At 36.4% G+C, this 19,096-nt stretch carries 9 protein-coding genes; 8 read left to right on the top strand and 1 reads right to left on the bottom strand.

All coding sequences use genetic code 11. The annotated features are described in order from the left end of the window. Positions 1-140 precede the first annotated feature (140 nt). The 5 genes from DZ60_RS0106570 (at position 141) to DZ60_RS0106550 (ending at position 4,913) form a co-directional block, all read left to right on the top strand. Positions 141-1,082, top strand: a complete 942-nt coding sequence (locus tag DZ60_RS0106570; RefSeq protein WP_025741298.1) for a ribose-phosphate pyrophosphokinase — start codon at positions 141-143, stop codon at positions 1,080-1,082. Between the two features lie 23 nt (positions 1,083-1,105). Beyond that, entirely contained in the window at positions 1,106-1,720 is a 615-nt protein-coding gene (locus DZ60_RS0106565; protein ID WP_025741297.1) for a 50S ribosomal protein L25/general stress protein Ctc, read from the top strand. Between the two features lie 140 nt (positions 1,721-1,860). After that, on the top strand, positions 1,861-2,484 hold the full coding sequence (gene pth, locus DZ60_RS0106560) for an aminoacyl-tRNA hydrolase (protein ID WP_025741296.1): 624 nt from the start codon (positions 1,861-1,863) through the stop codon (positions 2,482-2,484). Positions 2,485-2,652: 168 nt separating this feature from the next. Further along, on the top strand, positions 2,653-3,585 hold the full coding sequence (locus DZ60_RS0106555; protein WP_025741295.1) for a bifunctional riboflavin kinase/FAD synthetase: 933 nt from the start codon (positions 2,653-2,655) through the stop codon (positions 3,583-3,585). After that, positions 3,582-4,913 carry an HTTM domain-containing protein gene (locus tag DZ60_RS0106550; RefSeq protein WP_025741294.1) on the top strand — a complete coding sequence of 444 codons (1,332 nt, stop codon included), beginning with the start codon at positions 3,582-3,584 and terminating at the stop codon, positions 4,911-4,913. Before DZ60_RS0106555 ends, DZ60_RS0106550 begins: the two co-directional genes overlap by 4 nt. 43 nt (positions 4,914-4,956) lie before the next feature. On the opposite strand, the gene DZ60_RS24095 is transcribed toward DZ60_RS0106550, so the two are convergent. Continuing rightward, complete coding sequence (locus DZ60_RS24095) at positions 4,957-5,664, bottom strand: toxin-antitoxin system YwqK family antitoxin (protein WP_152537379.1); 708 nt, start codon at positions 5,662-5,664, stop codon at positions 4,957-4,959. Positions 5,665-6,377: 713 nt separating this feature from the next. On the opposite strand from DZ60_RS24095, the gene DZ60_RS0106540 reads away from it, so the two are divergent. From DZ60_RS0106540 to serS, 3 genes are all read left to right on the top strand, one after another. Then, positions 6,378-16,502, top strand: coding sequence for a T9SS type B sorting domain-containing protein (locus tag DZ60_RS0106540; protein WP_025741292.1), 10,125 nt, complete (start codon positions 6,378-6,380; stop codon positions 16,500-16,502). Continuing rightward, positions 16,503-17,486 (top strand): PorP/SprF family type IX secretion system membrane protein, encoded by a 984-nt coding sequence (locus tag DZ60_RS0106535; protein ID WP_025741291.1) that lies wholly within the window; start codon positions 16,503-16,505, stop codon positions 17,484-17,486. 138 nt (positions 17,487-17,624) lie between these two features. Beyond that, positions 17,625-18,896, top strand: coding sequence for a serine--tRNA ligase (serS, locus tag DZ60_RS0106530; RefSeq protein WP_025741290.1), 1,272 nt, complete (start codon positions 17,625-17,627; stop codon positions 18,894-18,896). The last annotated feature ends 200 nt before the right edge of the window (positions 18,897-19,096 follow it).

The raw sequence follows: 19,096 nt of genomic DNA, 5'->3' as shown, positions 1-19,096 counted from the left end.
ATGGCAAAATTAAAAAAATATTCCTTTTCCACCATCAAAATAACTAATAAAATAAAGCCTAGAGTGAAAATAAATTTTTAAATTTGCAACTTGTTTTAAAAAAAAGGTTTAATCTATTATTATTCAACAATTTACCCCCTATGCCAACCGGAATAACAGAAGCAAAATTCTTTGCGTGTAGTCAAAGTACTGAACTTGCAGAAAAAATAGTATCTGCATACGGTTCGAGTCTTGGTAAAATTATTACCTCAACTTATAGCGATGGTGAATTTCAGCCTTCTTTTGAAGAATCCGTAAGAGGTTCCAGAATTTTTATTATCGGATCTACACATCCTAGTTCTGACCACTTGATGGAAATGCTCTTAATGCTTGACGCAGCAAAAAGAGCTTCGGCAAGACATATTACAGCTGTATTACCCTATTATGGATGGGCCAGACAAGATAGAAAAGATAAACCTAGAGTTCCTATAGCAGCAAAATTAATTGCCAAAATGCTAGAAACAGCAGGAGCAACTAGAATCATTACCATGGATCTGCATGCAGATCAAATACAAGGATTCTTTGAGAAACCTGTAGATCATCTTTTTGCATCAACTATTTTCTTACCATATCTACAATCACTAAACTTAAGTGACCTTACGATAGCTTCGCCTGATATGGGTGGATCAAAAAGAGCATATGCATACTCTAAAGCCTTATCAAGTGATGTGGTTATTTGTTATAAACAAAGAGCCAAAGCAAATGTTATTTCTCATATGGAACTAATAGGCGATGTTACTGGCAAAAATGTTGTTTTGGTTGATGACATGGTAGATACTGCAGGAACCTTAACAAAAGCCGCCGATCTAATGATAGAAAGAGGTGCCAAAAGCGTAAGAGCTATTTGTACACACCCGATCCTATCAGGAAACGCATATGAACGATTAGAAAAATCTAAGTTAGAAGAATTAATTGTCACAGATTCTATTCCTCTAAAACAAGAAAGTAATAAAATTAGAGTAGTAAGCTGTGCAGATTTATTTGCCGATGTTATGAACAAAGTTCATAAGAATGAGTCTATTAGCTCTAATTTTGTAATGTAATTAATAATTAATAAATTTTTAAAATGAAATCATTAACAATCAATGCATCTCAAAGAGAAAGCGTAGGCAAGAAAGCAACAAAAGCCTTACGTAATGCTGGACAGGTACCTTGTGTAATTTACGGTGGAGACACTATTGTACACTTTGCAGCACCAGAAATTGCTTTCAAAAAATTAGTGTATACTCCAGACGTACATACCGTGGTAATTGCGTTGGATAATGGCACAACTGTAAATGCAATCCTACAGGATATTCAATTTCACCCTGTAACAGATAGAATTTTGCATATAGATTTTATCGAAATTTTTGACGATAAACCGATAACCATGGAGATTCCTTTCAAAACAACAGGAACCTCTAGAGGTGTTCGTGCCGGTGGTGTATTACGTTTTAATTTACGTCGTATTAAAGTAAAAGGACTTTCTTCTAAATTACCTGACGTAATCGAAGGAGATATCTCAGAACTTAAAATAGGTAACAAATTGTATGTTACAGATTTATCTAGTGACGACTATACAATACTTCACCCTGATAACACAGTAGTTTGTCAAGTTAAAACATCTCGTGTTGCCGTTGTTGAAGAAGATGAAGAAGAAGAAACTGAAGGAGCAGCTGCAGAAGCACCAGCAGAAGCATAATTTTGCTACAGCTCAGTATATTAAAGCATTCTGGTTTATAATCAGAATGCTTTTTTTATTTTTACGTAGATTTAAAGTACATCGCTATAAAAACAGCATACCAATTACTATATATAAGCGAGGTAAAACAATAAAAGAATATGCTTTCTGTTGTCAGAAGATTATTTTTAAAAGAAAAAGAGACTCAAGAAGATCTTATGAAAAAATTTCTTGTTGTTGGGCTAGGTAATATAGGTCCAAAATACCATAACACCCGTCATAATATAGGATTTAAAGTCTTAGACGCCTTGGCTAAAGAAGAACAACTTATTTTTGAAACCAAAAAGTTAGGAGACCTGACAACCTATAAGCACAAAGGAAGAACAATACTACTTCTTAAGCCCAATACCTATATGAATCTGAGTGGTAAGGCTATTCGATATTGGTTAGAAAAAGAAAAAATTCCTTTAGAAAATCTTTTGGTTATTACAGATGACCTTAACTTACCCTTTGGCACTATTCGACTCAAGTCAAAAGGTAGTGCAGGAGGACATAACGGACTTAAAGATACCGAAGCACAGTTAAACACCTCAAAATATTGCAGATTTAGATTTGGTGTCGGTGACGCGTTTAATAAAGGACGGCAAGTAGACTATGTTTTAGGAGAATGGAACGATGATGAACAAAAAGCCATGCCAGAAAGATTAGAAAAAGCAATAGCACTTATAAAATCTTTTGTAGCCGCAGGAACTAATAACACCATGAATAGCTTTAACGGAAAATAAAGAAATGTATCAGAACTATTTTTTATTTTTACAAATACAAAAAAAGTGTCATTTCGGGCCAATAACAATGCTAACACTGTAATTAATGCCAATCATAATGTCTAATAATGTAGAATTTTTCAACATGCTGAAAATACAGGTGACAAAACACCAATTTATAAGTAACATATGAAACGCTATACAGACGCCAAAACATACGATAACCAGATACCTTCTGTTGTAACTATAGGCACTTTTGATGGTGTACATATAGGGCATAAAAAAATCATTGAACGTCTTATCGAATGTGCAGAAAGAAATGATCTTGAATCTGTGATTCTCACATTTTTTCCGCATCCAAGAATGGTATTGCAGCAAGACTCAGATATAAAATTGATTAATACCATTGAAGAACGCATTCAAATTCTTGAAAAAACCGGACTTTCTAATCTGGTTATCCATCCTTTTACCAAAGAGTTTTCTAGACTTACTGCGGGTGAGTATGTACAAGATATGCTAATAGAATGTCTTAATATAAGGCACGTTATCATAGGGTATGATCATCGATTTGGACGTAACCGAAACTCTAATATTACCGATCTAGCCTCATTTGGCATGCAGAATGACTTTACTGTAGAAGAAATTTCTAAACAAGACATTGATGATGTAGCTGTAAGCTCTACTAAAATCCGACAAGCATTGGCAGAAGGCAATATTACCCGAGCGAATTCATTTTTGGGGTATGAGTTTATGTTAACAGGAACAGTAGTTAAAGGAAAAGAATTAGGAAGAAAATTAAACTATCCTACAGCTAATTTATTTATAGAAGAGCAATACAAACTTATCCCAAAAAACGGAGTATATATTGTAAAATCATGTATAGATAATAGAATATACTTTGGGATGATGAATATAGGAACCAATCCCACCGTGAATGGAACCCAACAGACCATAGAAACCCACTTTTTTGATGCATCTTTTAATCTCTACGAAAAAAAAATACAGATACAGTTACTTAAACGGATAAGAGATGAGAAAAAGTTTGATTCAGTAGCACATTTACAAGAAGCTATGCACCAGGACGAAGATTTCGCCAGAGACTTTATAAATTCTTTATTATGATTAATCGTTGGTTATTTACCAAGATAGATAATAGTGCTCTTATCATTTTTAGAGTATTTTTTGGATTTCTAATTGCTGCAGAAGCCATAGGAGCTATTTGTACCGGCTGGGTACGAAAAGCATTTGTTGATCCCGAATTTACGTTTCCCTTTATTCAATTTGATTTCCTACAACCATTGCCAGGTAATGGTATGTACTTTTATTTTGCCATTATGGGAATCTTTGGTATTCTTGTCATGGTTGGATACAAGTACCGCTGGAGTATGATTGGTTATACTATTATGTGGGCAGGAGTTTATTTTATGCAAAAATCATCGTATAACAACCATTATTACCTCTTACTCCTACTCTGTATGATGATGAGTGTTTTGCCAGCAGGAAATTACTTCTCATTAGATGTAAAATTAAATCCTGCACTAAAGAAAATTTCTATGCCTCGTTGGTGCGTATTAACAATCATTGCACAACTATGGATTGTATATACATATGCCTCAATTGCGAAATTATACCCTGATTGGCTTAGTTATAGGGTTGCAAAAAACTTAATGGCTGGTAGAGCGCATTATCATTTTGTAGGAGATATTCTTCAGGAGCACTGGGCACATGTAAGCATTACCTATTTTGGTATTTTGTTTGACCTCTTAATAATCCCTCTTTTACTATGGAAAAGAACACGATTGATCGCCTTTATTGTAAGTATCTTTTTTCATTTATTTAACTCAATAGTATTCCAAATCGGAATATTTCCTTATATGTCGCTTGCTTTTACAGTATTTTTCTTTTCGAAAGAAACAATACATCGAATTTTTATGAAAAAGAAAGAATTCTACACCGCAAACGAAATGGTTGTGCCGTCTTATAAAAAATTATTAGTTCCCGTACTAATTGTTTGGTTTGTGATACAAATCTCACTGCCATTGCGTCATTGGTTTATCCCTGGTGATGTATTATGGACAGAAGAGGGTCATAGAATGAGTTGGCGCATGATGTTACGAGGAAGATCAGGGATCACAAGTTTTTACATTTTGGATAAAAATGACCCCGAAGGCAAAAGAAAGCGCATTACCAAAACAAAGTATCTTTCAAAGAAACAAATGCGTCTTGTAAATTCAAAGCCCGATGCAATGTGGCAATTTGCCCAATATCTCAAGAAAAAACATAAGGAAGAAGGAAAAGATATTGCAGTATATGTCAAAAGCAGTGTTTCTGTAAATGGTAAAAAGAGAAGAAAGTATATTGACCCTGAGGTAGATCTAGCCGCAGTTCCCTGGAACCATTTAACAACAAATCCATGGATTATTAAGTATTCAGAAAACGAACAAGAATAGTCACTTCCTTAACCTCTACCAATTTACCTATCCCTTATATATTTTAAAAGGTTTTAGTAGAGATAACAGCTCCGCTACTATCAAAATACTCCCAAACACCGATTTGTTTGTCTAACTGATATTTCCCCTTTTCCATAATCACACCATTAGAATGATATTTTATATAATCCCCATGCCATAATCCGGTCTGACAACGGTATATCTCCTTGATTTTACCAGCATTATCATACTCTTTCCATTCACCGTCTATTTTACCATCACTATAGTATCCCGTGACAGCAATATTTCCATCAGGATAAAATTCCTTATGTTCTCCATGATGCTGGCCATTCTCGATATATGTTATTATTTTTTTTGTGCCATTAGGGTAGTAATAGACAACGGTATCTACAAGATTTCCGTTCTCATATATTTTCTTGCAATGTATATTTCCCCCATCATGATATGACGTCCAGAGACCTTGTTTATTATTATTTTGATACATCCCCTTTTCCTTAAGTTGACCCGTTTCTAAAACATACACCTTAGCCTCTCCCTCTTTCAAGCCATTTACAAAAGGAATTGAATCAACGACAATAGCATATTCATCAAAATACGCCCATACACCTATCTTTACATTTCCCTTAACCTGTCCTATACTTTTTACAGCACCAGTATCATAATATTCTACTTTTTGCTTACCCTTTGAATCGAAACAACTCATTGACAAAAGCGAAATAAATAGCGTTAGGACTTTCATATATGTACTCATAGATCATAAATAAATTAGTGATGTTTTAACTCTCGAAAATAATACCCCAAAAAAGTCATATTAATGCTTGTGATTTTAGATAGAGTGCCAACAAATTAAGCTAATAATAACAATAACCAAAATAAGAAGCTTATAAGATTCATGTTTTCATAAACGGTAGACTTAATTTAATAGACTTCTTAAAAATGCCTCTAGTAGAATATTTATAAAGCACAATACATTTAGTATGAATTTTAACAAGAACACCTCTTACAATTTTGAATAAAACAACTTGTATTTATCTACAAAAAACACTTTTTTATCGATGAACAAACGTTAAAGTTACATTTTGAGTATATTTTTTCGCTATATTTAACACATATTATGAACCCCTAACACCCCCCTTATGGTAAAAAACTACACTTTCCCTACATGTAAAAGTACACAAACGTACTACTCTCATTATTCTATTCATTTGATCTTATAGAGATTTATTTAATAACAGAATAATTATGTCAATTTTTGATCAAATTGACAAGGTCAACCTATCTATTTAATTTGTAAACATTTCGATACTTGCTATTGAGTTGTGACTTATGTCCGAATCTTTCGGAAGCTACCCCTATTGCCACAATTTATTGGTAAGGCCAAGATATAATAATATTAAAATGAGTTCTATATCCCCCCGTCTCTATAAGAACATGAGTAGAAAAATACTCAGATATGTTCTGTTCATGCTAGCACTATTTAATTCGTATAATTTTAATGCTCAGACAATAGACAACTGTACTACGGTCTCCAGTACTGGTGCGGCTGATTATGATACAGACAGGATGTGTGATTTATATGATCTTGATGATGACAACGATGGTATCTTGGATAATATAGAATGCGGATATCCCGAAGTATTAGTCAACGGAAGTTTCGAATTCAATAAACTCGTTGGACCAAATAAATGGGGCCTGTTTCATGAATCGAAGGTTCAGGGATGGTATAGTTCATTGGGCCATAAAAAAATAGAGCTTTGGGGGAAAAACTTTTTAGGAACCGTAGCGCCCGAGGGCGATATTGTTGCTGAGCTCATGTCTACAGCCCCGAGTACTCTTTATCAATTTATAACGGTAAGTCCGGGAGATCAAATACTTTGGTCACTAAGCCATAAGGGGAGATCAAAAACAGAAAAAGCTTCTATTAAAATTGGCGAAGATCTCGCAACGGCCACGGTACAAACAATTATGGAAACCGACAAAACGGCTTGGAAACGCTACGTTGGATTATATACAGTACCCCTCGGTCAAACAACCACCGTGTTTGCCATACAATCCGTATTCCCAGCTGCAGGATCCGTAGGAAACCTAATTGATGATGTAAGAATATTTAATTTGACAGAAATCAATAACTGTCCCGATTTTGATAATGATGGCAAACCAAATTATCTGGATTTAGATAGTGACAATGATGGTATCTATGATGTTGTTGAAGCTGGTGGTATAGATAACAATGACGATGGTAGAGCCGATGACGATGATAACAATGCTAGTAATGAATACCACGGAATTCCTTCTTCTGCTGGCACAGGAATTGATCCTATCGATACGTTAAGTAACGGTAGTTTTGATTTTCTTAACCTTGATAGTGATGAAGATGGATGTAGTGATGCAGATGAAGCATATAATGACCCAGACGCAGATGGTAATGACACAGGAGTTTATGGAGTAGATCCGGCAACAGTTGATGGTTTTGGCCTAGTAGACGGGGCTCCCTATACAGACCCTATTGAATTGACAGACCCCAGACTTACCGTAATCAAAAAGGTTTTAGATAAAAATGGAGTAGATATTACAGGAGGATCTGTACTTCCTGGAGACGAAATTTATTATGAATTAATAATAGAAAATCAAGGGATCGAAGACATTACTAATGCCACAATAACCGATATTCTATCTAGCAATATAGAATTTACTGCCGGTGCAACTATTCCCGACCCTGGACTAAACCTTACTTACAATGGCACTAATGAAGTTACCATTACAATAGAAGATGAATATGTAGAGCGATTTGACAGTGCTTTATCCATACGTTTCAAAGTCACTGTAGAAGCCAGTTGTATAGATTTACGTGACGCTTGTGCCGACCAAATAATAAATACTGCCACCACAACATATACAGGTGTAAGCTCATCAATTACCATAACAAATGAGGATAGTATACTAGGACAAGATGCTTGTCTCTTTGATGATCCAGGTGCAGCAACCGTTCTTATTGATGTATCGGGTTGTGATAATAAATATGACGCGATTTTATGTACAGGTACTTTAGATTTAGTAGCTGGATCAGGATTTCCTACGTATAGGTGGACAAATCTAAGTTCGGGTAACGTTGTGGGTACTTCACAGACCTTAAATGTAAGTACGGGAGGAGAATATCGAGTAGATAAAACAGGTGATCCAAATTGTTCAGATGCTTTTGAGATATGGACCGTAAAAGCTTTTAACACCGTCGTGAATCCAATTATTGATATTGTAAATAATACCTCGGTAAATGGCAATATTCGTACTTGCCCTATTACGGCAGAGGCTTTACCAGAGATATTTTTATGTGGTATTGATGCCGAAGAATATCTAGATTCAGGTTTTGCAGATGCTACAAATATCATTTGGGAACGTTTAGATCCTTCATCTTGTCCAACAGTAATCAGAAATGAATCTTGTCCAACTTTGGATAGTGGTTGTTCTTCTGATTGGGTTCAGGTAGCAAATACCCGAGAATACACTGTTTCTCAACCTGGTGAGTATAGAATCAGAGCAGAATTTGATGTTAATTGTAGTATTGATTTTTATTTTAATGTTTTTAAAAACAATTTTGCACCAAGCCTAAAAATTGTTCAGGATATTGTTTGTACAACACCAGGAACATTACGGGTACAAAACTCCTCTAACCAATATGAATACCAACTAATTACACCAGTAACAAATACTGTCGTTGGGTATCAGATATCTCCAGAGTTTGCTGGATTAACAGAAGAAGGTACCTATACAATTAACGTACGTCAAAATAATGGTTTATCGACTGCCTGTGTATTTCAGGCAACTCAATTTATGGAAATTTCAGAATCTATTGTATCCATAACAACAACAGATCCAGGGTGCCCAAATGATAAGGGTGAAGTTGTAATAAATGTTACTGATTCAGGACCTAACTATTCATATACCATTGCTAGTACAACAAATACATTTAGCAATGCTGTAGGTCCAACAACAACTACAAACCATATTTTTTCGGGACTTAATCCAGACACTTATACAGTAGAAGTTGTCTCTTTTGATGGTTCATGTATTGATAGCAAAACAATTACTATCGATTCTTCTATAGATTTTTCTGCAGTTACTACGTTAAGAAAAGACCTTAGCTGCAATACTTTTTATCAACCAGATTCTGGATTACCAGATTACGACCCAGATCAATTTACGGCGATTGCAGATATTAATATTACTGGAGGAACCGGACCTTTTGAGTATAGCACCAATATTACTATGACTCCTTTATTGACCGTTCCGTCTGGATCTACAAACGAAATTAGATTTACAACAGATGGTGTCTACCCAATTTTTGTTAGAGACACAAGTACAGGATGTGTGATCTCAGCAGGATCAGTAACCGTTAGTGAATATTCTGAGGTAGTAGCAACAGCAACAGCTATTGACCCAATATGTACTACTGAGAAAGGATCAATATTTGTTGAAATCACAGATGGAGAAGGGCCTTTTACATATGTCTTAAACAGTTCTACATTTGTAGGACCTATAAATACACCTAACCATACTTTTGTAAATCTAAGCAGTGGAAACCACTCTATCATTATATTTGATCGTTTTAACTGTATAACATCTCTCAATGCAACGATAACAGATGCAATCGAAATTACTGCGGATATTGCAATCACCCAAAACTATCAATGTGATGCATTAGGAACAAGCGTACAAACAGCCACCATAAGCGTAACAAATCCACAAAATGGAAATAGCAGCTATGAATATAGTATTGATGGTATTGATTATACCAATACAACAGGAATATTTACCGGGTTAACTGCAGGAACATATACTGTATTTATAAGAGATACTGACACCAATTTTTGCCCAGTTGAATTAGGTTCATTAACTGTAGATCCATTAAAAGAAATAATTGATTTAGATTTTAATGCATCACAGCCACAATGTCCGGCATTAACGGCAGATGTTGAACTTATTCCAACAACGACCAACACTCCAGCAACCATAGAATATAGGATTACGTCACCAACAGTTACAGCTTGGCAAAATTCATCTGAATTTGCAGGACTTTCTCCTGGCACTACCTATACTTTTGAGGCAAGAACTACAGAAGATGGATGTATATATAGCGAGACATATACCATAGAACAAGTTGATGCAATCATTATAAACACAACATTGCTTGCTGAACCCCAATGTCATGGAGATGAAAATGCAGCCTTTTCGTTTGAGGTATCTGGAATAGATCTTACTAGTACTTCATATAGTTACACAGTAACAGGAGGTTCGTTGGGATCTCCAAATATTGGAGGATCAAATACAACACCTATTACTATATCGGGTCTCGGTTCAGGAGTATATACCATTTTGGTTACAGATACTACTACAAATTGTAATGAAAGTGCAATGGTTACTATAAATCAACCAAATGCAATAGCAATAGACGCTATAGATAGTACACCTCTTACATGTATACAAGATGCTGTAATAAGTGTAACTTCTTCGGGAGGTAGCGGCGGCATCCAATATGAGTTACTAAATAGTAGTGCATCATCAGTTGCCGGGCCCCAAACAAGTCCTACGTTTACAGTAGGGACAGCCGATACATATACTATTGTTGTATCTGATCGTCTAAATTGTACCACTACGGATACCGTTATTATCACGGATCCACCTGCTATTTCTGCATCATTTGACAGCGGATCTGACCTATGTTATACCCCTGCTAATCCTGCTCAATTAGATGTTACTATCACAGGAGGAACAGCACCTTTTACATATACTATTAATTCAGGAGCAAGTACAAATGTAACAGGGAACACCTTTTCTGTTACTTCGCTCACACCAAACACATATACCGTTACTATTCTAGATACTTATGGTTGTAAAGCTAAAATAACACAAACAATTGCACCACAATTAACAGCAAGTGCCAGTTTAACAAAAGATATTGATTGCTCTGCAAGTACAGCAGCCGAAATATCCATCACCACAAACGGAGGAACAGCACCCATACGTTTTGAAACTAGTCTAAACGGAGGAACATATACTTCAATTTCTGGATCTTCATACACCACAGGGACATCGGGAACATACGCTTTTAAGGCAATAGACGCTAATAATTGTGAAGTAATCACAAATGAGATAATCGTATCACCGGCTGCTAATCCCGAAGCAACTGCAGTAGCAACTTCACCAACATGCCCATTAGCATCTGATGGTGGTGCAACAATTACTGTAAATAATTCTATAGGAGTACCTCCTTATGAAATCGATTTTAACGGTAACGGATATACAAACCAAACGGTATATGGCGGGTTAACCGCAGGAACATATTCATATACCATTCGTGATGCAAACCAGTGTGAAAGTGCCATTTTGACCATTGATGTAAATGACCCAGCCCCTATTTCAGTAACAACATTTAACCAAAATAATATTACTTGTGATGCGGTACTAGGCACCACAAATGGTTCTATTGAAGCGGTTGGTGTTTTAGGAGGTACAGGAACTTATACATATACTCTAAGAAAACCAGACAATTCCTTAGCTACGGTAGCCGGAGGAATAAACCCTATTACAGCTACCACTTCAGACACAGCATTGTTCGAGGACTTAGAATTTGGTAATTACACCTTAGAAATTACCGATTCAAATAGTTGCGCATTTACATATGATTTTAGAATTATCACAAAACCTTTGTTTACAATTACCGAATCAGCACCTGTCGCAACCTGTTTAGGCGGAGTTACAGTAGATATTAGTGTATTTGATGGTGTTGGTCCTTTTCAGATAAGAGAATACCCAAGTGGCACATTCGCAAATCTTAATGGCGATCCGACCTCCTCGGGAACAACTTTCGAACGCAACCATCAGTTTACTAACCTGGCCTTTGATACACCATTTACTTATGAAATTATCGATATAGATTCTAACTGTACAGATATCAGAACTATTACACCACAACCTAGTCCATCTTCTATCACCATAACGAAAACAGAAAATAATACCACTTGCAATACAGTTATCGATGGAAGCCTTGATTATATAATAGATGGCTATAACGGTAATGAACTAACGTATCAATTATACAGTCTTATTGATGTTAACACTGATATTTCTGCTTCGTATACGTTTAGTAATGGTGTTAATCAAACTGGATTATCAGGGAGTTCGGCCACAGGAACAATTAGTCTACTTCCTCCCGGCAAATATTTGCTCAGGGTAAATGAAACAGACTCTGGTTTAGCAGCACCATGTAATGCTGCTATAGAGTTTGAAATTACAGAACCCGAACTATTAGAGCTAAGACTAGACAGTCAGAAAGATGGCTTTTGTACAAAAAGACCTGAAGTAGTTATGATTGCAACAGGTGGTACTGGTCCATACACCTATATTGCGAATGATGGTACTACTGATGTTGCCTCTAATGCCAACGGTATTTTTAACACCCTCACTGGTACATCCTACACCATAAGAGTTGAAGATGATAATGGTTGTAGCAGCCTTGGCATCCCTGTAACACTAAATACTATTGCATCTCCTTCATTGACAGCTATACCTGCCTATGACCAATGTACATTTGGATCTGCATATACATTTACTGTCAATGCAACAGGAACAGGTCAATTATCATATAGCATAGATGGTGTTAGTTTTATTGATGATGGTGCCAATCATGACTTTACAATAACATCTACGGGTAGTTATACAGTAACTGTTCGTGACACAAGAGGATGTACAGATACACAAACAATTGATATTTTTGAAGATTTACAAATTACAGCTGATTTTAACACCGAACCCACATGTAGTTCTGGAGAAGATATTATTGTTACTGTAAACGGGGGTTCTGACTTTTTAATTAACCCTAGTAATTTTGATTTTACTTTATCAGGAACAGATATTAACACTAATCCCGTATTAGTCACACAGACAGGAAATAATACATTTACTGGTATTCTTGCTGGTCAATATAACATACAAGTAACAGATAATGGCGCTACAGCCACAGCATGTTCTGCAAATACAAATGTCAACCGAGTGTATACACAACCTATAGTAACCCTAAAGGATAGTGGAAATGTTACTTGTAACCTCGGTAATGATGGCTTCATCTTGGTAGAATTATCTACAGGTACAAACATCGACAATCCATTTACATATCAATTATTTGATTTTTCTGGAGGCACACAAGGTCTTCAAGTAGGAACAGATCAAATAGATAATCCTCTTTTTGAAAATATCTCTGAAGGAGAATACAGAGTCATTGTAACCTCTACATTTGGATGCCAAAACATGTTAGACCCTATTAGCATTAGTGAACCAGGAATTCTTAGCGCAACGGCAACACCAACTAATTATTCTTGTAATGCAAGCAATGACAAAATATTCCCATCGATAGAAGTAACTATTTCGGGAGGAACATCACCATACAAAATTACCTATACAGGACCTCTCTCTGGAACCGATATTGCAGTAACAGGAAGCAGTTTTACTATTGATAGTTATATGTCGGGGGGCTATAATATCTCTATAACTGATTTCAACAACTGTAGCTTTAGTCTAACCTCACCGGTAAATATCCAAATACCAGAGATGAGTGCCCCTGTGGTAGCTCAGAACTCAACAATTAGCTGTGTAACTCCACAAGAGGATGTTACCGTAACAATAACAGGAGGAACAGGACCTTTTGACTTTTCAGAAATCAATGCTGCCGTAGCAACGAAAACCATAGCCAGTGGTGGCGCTACAACAAGTGCATCATTTTCTCTACTAGCTCCAGGCAATTATATATTCGAAATTTATGATCAAGGAACCGGATGTTCTATTAGAACTGATAGTTATTCGGTAGCTACCTATGACACCATTGGCAGTTCTATAGACTCAGGAACGAACATAAGCTGTTTTAACACTTCTCCTCAAGACGGAACAGTTGAATTAACAGTAACTGGTCATAATGGAACATATAACTATAGTGCAGAAAACCTCAATACCACTACCATTGTAACTGGATCTGGTAATACAACTACTATGAATCCAATTACCATAACTGATTTAGAACCAGGCACTATCGAAGTAACCGTTACAGATCCTGTAACAGGCTGTACGGCTATTTCTAATACCTACACAATAATTTCACCCCCTGTATTAGAGTTAACCGTAAATACCATAATTTCTGGATACTGCGACTCAAATGATAATGCAGTTATAGAAGCTAGTGGTCGCGGAGGAACAGGAACCCTAACCTACCGATTAGAAAATGCAACAGGTACCCCTTTACCTCCTTATGATACTTTTGGCACTACTACACTTTTTGAAAACCTAAGCCATTCTATATCCGGAACAACCTATCAGATAAGGGTACAGGATAGTGAAGGTTGCGAAGAGGTAGAGTCACTAACTCTCACTTCTCCAGACCCTATTACAATAGCTTCTGCTCCAGGAAGCACGCTAGATTGTATCGACAGTCAAGATGGTGTCATTACAGTAACTGCTACCGGAGGTCAAGGAATAGGAAGTTATTTATTTGTACTTACATATCCTGATGGGTCTCAAGGGTCAGAGGTTAGTAGCGCCACAGATGCCTATTCATTTACCAATCTACCAGCAGGAAATTATAGCGTTACTGTTTTTGACAACCTCAATTGCTCAGCTTCTCAAAATGTGATTATTGATACACTCCCAGAAACAACAATTACTATAAATACAACTCGAACTCCTACATGCGCAAACCCTACGGCGGATGTTATGGTCACAGGATCAGGAGGAACTGCTCCTTATGAATATAGTAACGATGGAGTCACCTATGTCTCTGGAGCAAACCCTTACACATTTAATAACCTTACTCCGGGAGATTATACATTCTTTGTAAAAGATGCTGCAGGTTGCGAATCTATAGGTTCAAATACAGTAACCATAAGTACTATAGAAAACGTAAACATTACTTTGGATACAGATAACACTTCTATTGTTTGTTTTGATGAAAATACAGCATCCATTGATGGTGTAGTAACAGGTGGTCTTGGTAATTATATGTATTCATTAACAGGAACTACAGAACAAGGAAACCCGGTAAGTATTCCTGCACAGAGCTCTAGTTTCTTCGGAGACTTATATGCAGGTAGCTACACTTATAGTGTAACTAGTGAAGATTGTGGACCAGAAACCCGTACTTTTACTATTACCCAACCTGATGCTGCACTTACAGCAACAGAAATACATACAGATATTAGTTGCAATGGTAATATTGACGGAACCATAACCATCACATTATCAGGAGGAACACCAGACTACAACTATACCTTATATGATAATACAGGAGCTATTCTTTTTAGATTTATTGAGGATGATAGTGATGGTATTCTAGGAGAACATACTTTTGATGAACTTTTTGCCGGGATATACTCAGTAGAAATCTCTGATACCAAAGGATGTGTAATCAGAATCGAGGATATCACAATTAATGAACCTGTTGCCATAACTGCAAACATTATCTCTATTACTCCAGAGTCGTGTGCTGGATATTCTAATGGTGAAGCAGTCGTCTCTATATCAGGAGGAACAATAGGACCAGATCCTCTAAATCCAGTATATTACTGGAGTCTCACAGGAGTAGATTCTAGTTTTCAATTGGTTTCTGACCCTACAAACTTAGTACTTCAGGATTTACCTGGCGGAATCACAACGTTATTTATAAGAGATTATAGTAATAACGAAGATTGTACATTACCTATCAATCTCGATGTTGACCCAGGAGTTATATTAGATGCTACGCTTGAAGAAACTGCAGATTGTGCTATTATTGACTTTGAGACAGGCGAAATACTTAAGGAAGCGATACAATACATCAACTTTGTCCCCACGACGAATTCGGCAACCACCGATATTATATATACAATTACGGGAGTTAATGGTACTCCTGATCCGAGTAACAATTTTAATATGGATGGTACATTCGTAGTAACCCCTGGAGAATATATGGGAACCATGACCTCTAGTAATGGGTGCGAAGTAAATATTGGTACTATACTTATCGAAGAATATACTAATATTCTATCTCCTTCAGTACAACTTACAGGAAGTACTGCTGATGTAAATGAGTATGAAATCATACTTGACGGAGCTGCTACAAATCCTGTTGCAGGATACACCTACTTCCTAACTTTTATTGATGAAAGCGATGTGGAGATACAACTAGAGTCTAATCGTTTCGTAATTCGCAAAACGGGCGATTATATGATAAGAGTTATCAACGAAACTGGTTGTGAAGCACAATTGACCAAAAAACTTACCTACATCAATCTTATTATTCCTAATTACTATGATGCTACTGATCCAAATGGATGGTATCCGGATCAAGTCTCTGAAAATGAAGATGACCCATTTTACTTTAGCTCTTTGGAAGTAAAAATATTTGATCGATATGGTAGGCTATTATCAGAACTTCAGGGAGATCAAAGAAATAACGGTTGGCAAGGTATACTTAAAGGAAAAGATCTTCCGTCGGGTGATTACTGGTACTTGATACTGCTTAATGATGCAGAAAACACAGAATTTGTTGGTCACTTTACATTACATAGATAGATGATAGCACTACTAAAATACTTCGGAAAACGTATCATAATAATGTTTATAGTATGTATTGTGATACCTCATAAGAACTACAGTCAAGAGTTTCTTGCTCCTATACAAAATCAGTATATCGCCGATAACCCTTACCTCATATCCAGTGCTTATTCGGGTATAGGGGATTGTTGGCAAATTCGTGCATCAGGATTCGAGCAATGGGTCAACATTCCTGATGCTCCTTCTACTCAGTCCCTATCGATAGACGGTAGAATTTCTGATCGTTCGGGAGTTGGTGCAATATTGTTCAATGACAAAAACGGATTTACCTCGCAAAAAGGATTACAAGTATCATTTGCGCATCACCTTACATTGAGTGGTGAAGAACATTATCTATCTTTTGGCTTAAGCTATAGATTTACTCAATTCTTCATCAATTCCTCTGGATTTTCTAACGGAAATCCAGACAATCCCATCAATCCAAGCTTAGAAAGTATTGAAGTAAACAATTCTAATTTTGATATAGGTATGCTTTATAGATTAGGCAGATTCTTTCTAAGTGCAAATGCAGTCAATCTTATTCAAAAAGAGATCGATGAGTTTAGCGCTGCCGAACCTTCTAAACTACAAAATTATCAGGTGTATGCAGGATATACATTTGATAATCGACAATATGACCTAGAAATAGAACCTTCTGTCTTGTATCAAGGTTTTGCTGGTGACGGAAGAAGTACAGCGGATTTTAACCTAAAAGTTAGAAAAATGAATCGAGGAGACTATTACTGGATCGGGGCAAGTATGCGATCACTTATAGATCAGGATATGAAACCTCTGTCTGTATCACCCATGATCGGTATTAAAAAATCTAATTTCTATGTTGCCTATGGATACCTGGTTAATCTTAATGAGTCTTTTGAAGCTAGCAGCGCATTGGGATCTCACTTAATTACTCTAGGAATTGATTTCGGATGTAGAAGAAGTAAATGCGGATGTACCTATTAATTTTCTTAAGGTCACGTTTCCTAAAACCCATCTTTTCTTTACATTTGTTTCCTCATTGCGATAGGGATAGTAGTGGCATCCTTCGAACTTGTTTCGAAGATACAACGGATAGCCCGGGAATCGCCCAAAAAAGATACCATGTTATTAGTAACAAACATCATAGCAAACAAAGAGGAATATATTAAATCTCTTGCAAAACGTAATTTTGACGGAGCACCTATTTTAGAAAAAGTGATCGCATTAGATGAAGATCGCCGTGCGACACAAGCAAAACTCGACCATACGTTAGCCGATTCGAATACTTTTTCTAAGCAAATCGGTATGCTTTTTAAAAACGGAGAACAACAAAAGGCAAACTTGCTCAAGGAAAAAACAGCACAGTTAAAAGAAAATTCTAAAGAGCTTGGTACAAAACTCACCCAAATTCAGGAAGAACTAACCCAATTACTCTATACAATTCCTAATATCCCGCACACCTCAGTTGCTAATGGTCAGAGTGAAGAAGATAATGAAGAAGTATACAAAGAAGGGGATATCCCAACGCTCGAAGAGGGTGCGTTACCACATTGGGAGCTTGCAAAAAAATACGATATTATTGATTTTGAGTTAGGTGTAAAAATAACAGGGGCAGGTTTTCCTGTATATAAAGGAAAAGGAGCACGGTTGCAACGTGCTTTAATTAATTATTTTTTAGACAAAAACACCGAAGCTGGATACAAAGAATTTCAGGTTCCGCATCTTGTAAATGAAACCTCTGGATATGGTACAGGACAACTACCCGATAAAGAAGGACAAATGTATCACGTAACCGGCGATGATTTATACCTCATCCCTACTGCAGAAGTTCCTGTAACAAATCTTTTTAGAGATGAATTAGTTACCGAAAAAGAACTTCCTATTTGTTGCACAGGATATACACCCTGTTTTAGAAGAGAAGCAGGTTCATACGGGGCACATGTTCGTGGTTTAAACCGATTACATCAATTTGACAAAGTAGAAATTGTGCGTGTAGAAAAACCCGAGAACTCCTATCAAGCACTAGATGGGATGGTAGCGCACGTTAAAGACATTCTTAGAGAACTAGAATTACCTTATAGAATACTACGTCTTTGTGGAGGAGATATTGGTTTTACAGCTGCTTTGACTTATGATTTTGAGGTGTTTTCTACGGCTCAGGATCGTTGGTTAGAAATAAGCTCGGTATCTAATTTTGAATCTTATCAAGCAAATCGTCTCAAATTACGTTTCAAGGACTCTAATGGTAAAAATCAATTAGCACATACACTCAACGGAAGTTCATTAGCATTGCCAAGAGTACTAGCGGGTATTTTAGAAAATTATCAGACCCCAAAAGGCATAAAAATCCCAAAGGTACTCGTACCATACTGCGGATTCGAATATATTGATTAAAACATCCTTCTTTTACTCCCTTAGACATATGAGGGAGTAAAAGAAAATACCATAAACTTTGCTTCTCAATACTCGAATATATAAGTAATCATTAGTCTCTTTTCGAGATCATACTTTTCTATAGAATTACACTGACTCTCTAATGCGACCACCCAAAATGTAATTCTGCGTTTCATTCATAAGATACAATGCTTAATTTG

Source organism: Aquimarina pacifica, from assembly GCF_000520955.1.
Classification (GTDB): Bacteria; Bacteroidota; Bacteroidia; order Flavobacteriales; family Flavobacteriaceae; genus Aquimarina; species Aquimarina pacifica.
This window is presented reverse-complemented; position numbering and strand designations above follow the sequence as displayed.